This window comes from Caryophanon latum (genome assembly GCF_001700325.1).
GTDB lineage: Bacteria > Bacillota > Bacilli > Bacillales_A > Planococcaceae > Caryophanon > Caryophanon latum.
In genome coordinates this window covers 1-6,205 of sequence record NZ_MATO01000082.1, presented here as the reverse complement: position 1 = coordinate 6,205, position 6,205 = coordinate 1, and the positions used below count along the sequence as shown (strand labels likewise).

The window sequence follows — 6,205 nt, the reverse complement described above, 5'->3', positions numbered from 1 at the left end:
ACACCCTAAAGTTTATGCGCATGCTGGGCGCACAATAAAAAAGGTGTGCGAAATCGACTTCGCACACCTTTTCATTATTCAACTCCTGGTAAAATCGTTAACGTTTTCGCATCACCGTTAAGTAACGCATCAACACCGAGTGGAATCGCAAAGTTCGGCTCGCAATGACCGATGTTAAAACCTTTTACGACCGGCACATTCAGCTTGCCGAAATAATCGTTAAACACCGCATCAAACGTACTATCTTGTGGTGCGAGCGACTTCGAATACGTAAAGCTACCGACCACAATGCCTGCCAGCCCTTCAAACTTACGCGCTAAACGCAATTGATTTAGCATGCGGTCAACGTGTAGCGGTGACTCCTCAACGTCTTCAATGACTAAAATTTTCCCACGCGTATCGATTTCATATTTCGAACCGAGCGTCGACGTGAGCAACGTTAAGTTACCACCTGTTAGCTCACCGCGTGCAACACCGCCGACAATTGTCGTAAGCGGGCTACGCGTTTCATCATAATGAAGCTCCCACGGCTGCATAAGCTGTAAAAACATGCGTTCACTCGCCTCACTAAAATCATCTCGTGACGCATCACCTAGCATATCACCGTGGAATGTCACTAAGTTCGCATATTCATTAATGACTGTATGTAGCGCCGTAATATCCGAATATCCCCAAAAAATTTTCGGGTTATCTTCAATTAACGGGTAATCTAGCTGATCAAGTAATCGACCTGTGCCATATCCACCGCGCGCACAAATAATCGCTTTAATTTCAGGATTTTTAAACATCGCATGAATTTCTTCAACGCGTTGCTCATCGCTTTTCGCTAAATAATGCGTGTCGCCTTCAATTACTGAATCCGCTAACACGTAGCGCAACCCTAATCGCTCAAGCATCGGTAATGCAAGTGACAATCGCTCGCGGCTAAGCGGACTTGCTGGTGCGATAATGCCGACTGTATCACCGATTTGTAATCGTTGTGGTCTTTGTTTCATGTTCTTTCACCTCGTTATTCACGTTAACGTATTACACGCGCAAATACAACAAAAAGAGTGCGCCATGACGACGCACCCTTCTTTACCGACTATTTGCCTCTGTTGCTGCAAGTAAGCCGACTTTATCATTTCGTTTCCACACATCTGCCCAACGACTAAGCGGCACCGGTCCTTCCCCTGCATACGGCGCAATTTCCATCGTCAATGCCGGCAAGCTATACGTTTGAATGAACCAATCCGTTGATGCACCCGAGCAGCACCCAGCTTGCGGTGGTACGAGTGAATACCCTGTCACATTTGCGACGCGCTGTGCTAATGCTTTATCTCGCTTTGCCTCGGCTGCTGTTTGATCATGTGCCCAATAAATAATTTGTCCAGACGAATGCCATGAAATGTATGATTTAAACGAATGGCTCGCAATAAAGTCGCGCAAGTGCTGCGACTCCACTTCTGAAAACACGCTGTAGCCTTTAAAGTTTTTATACAACGGCTTTGCGGCTGTTTCTTTTTTGTTCCAGCCACCATCAAAATTACGGTTTAAATCGACGCCGCGAATATTTGCCTTCCAGCGCCCAACGTTACGGCTATTTTCATTTAGCTTCAAAATCGCCGCTTGATCTTTCGCAGCAGCTAGCCCACCTTGCACAAGTGTTACCGCATCAGGATTCATCATCGGCACAAACCAAATCGACGTTTCATTTAATAACGCTTGCACGTTGTAGCCACCGTAGCTTTGCCCGTTCACATACGCATAGCTGTACGCATCAACCATTTCCATTAACACATTCGTCGTCATATGCTCGCGTGCATGAATCGATGCATCCATTAATATTTCCTTTTGTCCATTGCCGATACGTAACGCATACAACGTTCGCCCTTCCGTTGATTCACCGAACGCGACAAGCTCCGTAAACTCTGGATATAACTGCGCAAACACGTTCATATGATGCGCCATTTCGTCATATGAAATATTTTGGCTCGGCACGACTTGGTTCGTATGCACAAAATCAGCTAAACGCACATATGCCGCACCACCTGCAAACTGCACAATGCCCATCGTATCCGTCATATTTAACAGCTCATACACTTGCCCTTTCGCAATAACACCGATTTTCACACCAGCATTATTCATAACCGCTGCATCGTGCTGTGCGACAATTTTCGTCACGAATTGCCCTTTCTCCGGTGCAACGAGCGAATTCGCACCATTACCTTCGACTAACGCTTGACGGCTTACGTGATACACCCCGTCATTTGATGCAAGTTTCATATATTGACTTGTCGCACCGCTCGCTGTAAACGTAAAGCCTTTCGCTAGCTGCCCAACTGCCTTTAACGCTGTATTTAAGTACGGTGTATCCGTCGCAACTGTTAGCGGCATACGGCTACTGAGCGTCGTTTGTGCTATCGCAATATATGCTTGTTGCCCACCAAGCTGTACCGTGTAATACGCACCTTCAATACCCGTTACAAATAACTTCGTTTGGCGTGTTCCTTCAACAATAATATTACCATCTGGTGCATCTGTAATACGGTAATACGATGCTGTTCGCACTGCACCGACATGCGGCTGCTGCTCACTCGCTACATCGCTCGCCGCCGTTACATCACTCGCTTTTATGTAATATGCTTCATTGCCAATCATCACTTTAACGACAGCGCCATTTACGACTTCAAACGGTACTGCACGCGCCGTAGCTCGCCATAAGCCGACTGTATGCTTCATATTTTGTGATGCATATAATACAGCACGGTCTTGAATCGTAATACTCGTGACACCGGTTAAATCGACTTCTGTAAGCGCCCCTGCTTCGTCTAGCTGCTGTGATGCAACGTAATCCATCGCTCTATGTAAAAATGATGCAAATTGCGCACGCGTCACGGTATTCGTCGGCTGAAATGTTTCTACCGTCGTAATTTGAGCATGCTCAAGCGCAACAATTGCTTCCATTTTCTCCTTATCACCTGCAAGCGCTAAATCCTGAATTGCTGATGTAAACTGTGCCTCTTTATATTGCGCTACAAGATCGATGCCGTACATCACATCAATTGCACGCACTAGTACGACTGCCATGTGCTGGCGCTGCATCGTATTCGCACCATTTAAAAATCCTTCCGCCCCAACGAACACACCTTCTTCTTGCACAAGTGCTGCTAGCTGCGCTAATTCGACATCATTCGTTAACGCCACATCTTCAAAGCGACTTACTTGCGCTGCATCCTCAGGCACGGCGTAACCATTTGCTTGCATCCATCGTCCGAGCAGCTTTACGACTGTATTTCGCGTTACCGCATTGTTCGGTCGAAACGTCCCATCCTCATAGCCATTAATAATATTTTGCTCGACTAACGCCTCGATTGCTTGCTCGTGACTATTGCCAGCTAAATCAGAAAAACCCTCTGCCTGTACGCTTTGTCCACTCGAAATCCCAAGCCACATTGCACAAAGCATCGCCATCCATTTGCGTCTCACATAACCCCTCCTCGTCCATTTTCCTTTTATTGTACTAAACACCACTGCCTATTTATACATAAAACATGTGAATGTGTATCGAAATTGTCATATTTACTACGCCGAACCCCCTTCTCACGTTCATTACTCAAGACTATTATATAAAAGAAAGGATGAACACAATGTCTACTATTCGCATATACGTATTACTATGCACTTTACTTTTTATCATTTGCCCTAGCGCACAAGCAGCCGACGTTTCTTCAACGAAAACGTGGACGATTACCTTTTCACAACCAGTCGATGAGCAATCATTATCGCCTGCTTCCATACAACTTAAAACGCCCAGTGGACAGCTTCACCCAGCACGTCTTACACAACTAGATGACATAACGGTACAGATTAGCCCACTAACACCTTACAAAGAGTCCGGCACGTACAGCATTTCCATCGCAAACGTACGCAGCATACATGACCAGCTCATTACGCCGCATACAACATCATTTACATTTACACCTGTGCCAAAAGCGACATGGATTTGGAACGCTTATAGCTTAAATGAAGCCGATGCACAGTTTTTAATTTCAGAAGGTGTTACAAAAGTGTATGTGCAAGTCGAAAGCGAGCTACCTTATGAAGCGTACGTACTGTTTTTTCACATACTGCAACAGCACAACATTGAAATTTATGCACTTGAAGGCTTTGCCGGCTTACAATTTCAAGACGATCAAAAAACAGAGCGCTTCCTTCATTGGGTTACACAATTCCAACAGCAATACGGTTATTTCACTGGTATTCATATCGATGTCGAACCGTATACCGATCCATCTTGCCAACAAAACGAACAGCAATTGCTCGAGCAATATTTCTTCTATATTCAACAGCTCCAGCAAACGTCCGATGCACTAGCACTTCGCTTTGAAATCGATATACCATTTTGGTTTGATGAAATTATATATACAAATGACTTTGGCACTGGAGTTGCTTCACACTGGCTCATAGATCATAGCGACGAAGTAACAATTATGGCATATCGCAACAACTCAACAGCTATTTTACCGCTCGTAGCCGATGAATTTTCCTACGCTACACATAAGCAAAAGCCATTAACAATCGCGATTGAAACCGCTCCATCATTCGAAGGTGATTTCATTAGCTTTTACAATACATCTACTCTTACACTTTATGAAGCGATTGACGTATTATATGCTACTTATCATACTCCAATCGCTATACATTACTTACCAACTTGGCAAGCACTCGTAAATACACATTAAAAAAGGAGTGTACTAAAGTATTTTCAACTTTAAGTACACTCCTTTTACTATTTATATGCAAAGAAAATTAGTTCAATAATCTTCTAATCTATTTTAAATTTCGATAAAAAAGTCCAAATAAAAAAACCGGTATCTATAACCGATTTACAATAAAATTTGGAGGCGGCAGTCGGATTTGAACCGGCGATCAGGGTGTTGCAGACCCATGCCTTACCACTTGGCTATGCCGCCATATGAAAATGGAGCGGAAGACGAGGTTCGAACTCGCGACCCCCACCTTGGCAAGGTGGTGTTCTACCACTGAACTACTTCCGCAAAAATGGCTGGGGTACCTGGATTCGAACCAGGGCATGACGGAATCAAAATCCGTTGCCTTACCGCTTGGCTATACCCCAACATTTAAAAATGGGGCGACTGATGGGAATCGAACCCACGAATGCCTGAACCACAATCAGGTGCGTTAACCACTTCGCCACAACCGCCATAATAAATATTCGTTTTCTTTATAAAACTAAATGGCAGGGGCAGTAGGAATCGAACCCACACCAAAGGTTTTGGAGACCTCTATTCTACCGTTGAACTATGCCCCTAAAATGGTGGAGGGGGACGGATTCGAACCGCCGAACCCTAAGGAGCGGATTTACAGTCCGCCGCGTTTAGCCACTTCGCTACCCCTCCGAGTAAATGGTGCCGGCGATAGGAGTCGAACCCACGACCTACTGATTACAAGTCAGTTGCTCTACCAACTGAGCTACACCGGCATTTACTTATTAAAAATATGGTGGGTTTGGACGGAATCGAACCGCCGACACTTAGAGCTTCAATCTAATGCTCTACCAACTGAGCTACAAACCCAAAAAAGTATAAATAAAAAAATGGCGGTCCCGACCGGGATCGAACCGGCGATCTCCTGCGTGACAGGCAGGCATGTTAACCGCTACACCACGGGACCATTTGGTTGCGGGGGCAGGACTTGAACCTACGACCTTCGGGTTATGAGCCCGACGAGCTACCACTGCTCCACCCCGCGACAATATAAATATAAAAAAATAATAATGGTGGAGGATGACGGGCTCGAACCGCCGACCCTCTGCTTGTAAGGCAGATGCTCTCCCAGCTGAGCTAATCCTCCTGGGTATTAAAATAAGTGGTGACCCGTACGGGATTCGAACCCGTGTTACCGCCGTGAAAGGGCGGTGTCTTAACCACTTGACCAACGGGCCAAAATTGATTGTTGTCTGATGAAGTTATGGCGGAGAGTAAGGGATTTGAACCCTTGAGGCAGTAATTAACCGCCTACACGATTTCCAATCGTGCTCCTTCGACCTCTCGGACAACTCTCCAAGAAGAAATATGGCTCCGAAGGCAGGACTCGAACCTGCGACCTGCCGGTTAACAGCCGGATGCTCTACCAACTGAGCTACTTCGGAATAATAATGTGCGAAGCGACGTCCTACTCTCACAGGGGGAAACCCCCAACT

At 45.6% G+C, this 6,205-nt stretch carries 3 protein-coding genes and 14 tRNA genes; 1 reads left to right on the top strand and 16 read right to left on the bottom strand.

Annotation, left to right across the window (positions count from 1 at the left end; all coding sequences use genetic code 11):
* Positions 1-74 precede the first annotated feature (74 nt).
* A complete protein-coding gene (locus tag A6K76_RS15900; RefSeq protein ID WP_066466579.1) occupies positions 75-995 on the bottom strand; it encodes a S66 peptidase family protein in 921 nt (306 codons plus the stop codon).
* 82 nt (positions 996-1,077) lie between these two features.
* Positions 1,078-3,468 carry a M14 family zinc carboxypeptidase gene (locus A6K76_RS15895; RefSeq protein ID WP_139108722.1) on the bottom strand — a complete coding sequence of 797 codons (2,391 nt, stop codon included), beginning with the start codon at positions 3,466-3,468 and terminating at the stop codon, positions 1,078-1,080.
* Between the two features lie 161 nt (positions 3,469-3,629).
* Here A6K76_RS15895 and A6K76_RS15890 point away from each other — a divergent pair, with 161 nt between their 5' ends.
* Positions 3,630-4,724, top strand: coding sequence for an Ig-like domain-containing domain (locus A6K76_RS15890; protein ID WP_066466577.1), 1,095 nt, complete (start codon positions 3,630-3,632; stop codon positions 4,722-4,724).
* A 157-nt stretch (positions 4,725-4,881) separates the two neighbouring features.
* Here A6K76_RS15890 and A6K76_RS15885 read toward each other — a convergent pair.
* The 14 genes from A6K76_RS15885 to A6K76_RS15820 form a co-directional block, all read right to left on the bottom strand.
* Positions 4,882-4,955: transfer RNA gene (locus A6K76_RS15885), tRNA-Cys, on the bottom strand.
* A 9-nt stretch (positions 4,956-4,964) separates the two neighbouring features.
* Positions 4,965-5,039, bottom strand: a tRNA-Gly gene (locus A6K76_RS15880).
* Positions 5,040-5,044: 5 nt separating this feature from the next.
* Positions 5,045-5,119: transfer RNA gene (locus A6K76_RS15875), tRNA-Gln, on the bottom strand.
* Positions 5,120-5,130: 11 nt separating this feature from the next.
* Positions 5,131-5,206 (bottom strand) — tRNA-His (locus tag A6K76_RS15870).
* Between the two features lie 34 nt (positions 5,207-5,240).
* A tRNA-Trp gene (locus A6K76_RS15865) sits at positions 5,241-5,314 on the bottom strand.
* Positions 5,315-5,318: 4 nt separating this feature from the next.
* Positions 5,319-5,402 (bottom strand) — tRNA-Tyr (locus tag A6K76_RS15860).
* A 7-nt stretch (positions 5,403-5,409) separates the two neighbouring features.
* Positions 5,410-5,485: transfer RNA gene (locus tag A6K76_RS15855), tRNA-Thr, on the bottom strand.
* A gap of 18 nt (positions 5,486-5,503) precedes the next feature.
* Positions 5,504-5,579: transfer RNA gene (locus A6K76_RS15850), tRNA-Phe, on the bottom strand.
* Positions 5,580-5,600: 21 nt separating this feature from the next.
* Positions 5,601-5,676 (bottom strand) — tRNA-Asp (locus tag A6K76_RS15845).
* 3 nt (positions 5,677-5,679) lie between these two features.
* Positions 5,680-5,754, bottom strand: a tRNA-Met gene (locus A6K76_RS15840).
* A gap of 26 nt (positions 5,755-5,780) precedes the next feature.
* Positions 5,781-5,856 (bottom strand) — tRNA-Val (locus A6K76_RS15835).
* A 16-nt stretch (positions 5,857-5,872) separates the two neighbouring features.
* Positions 5,873-5,947, bottom strand: a tRNA-Glu gene (locus A6K76_RS15830).
* A gap of 27 nt (positions 5,948-5,974) precedes the next feature.
* Positions 5,975-6,067 (bottom strand) — tRNA-Ser (locus A6K76_RS15825).
* 11 nt (positions 6,068-6,078) lie between these two features.
* A tRNA-Asn gene (locus A6K76_RS15820) sits at positions 6,079-6,154 on the bottom strand.
* Positions 6,155-6,205: the final 51 nt, after the last annotated feature.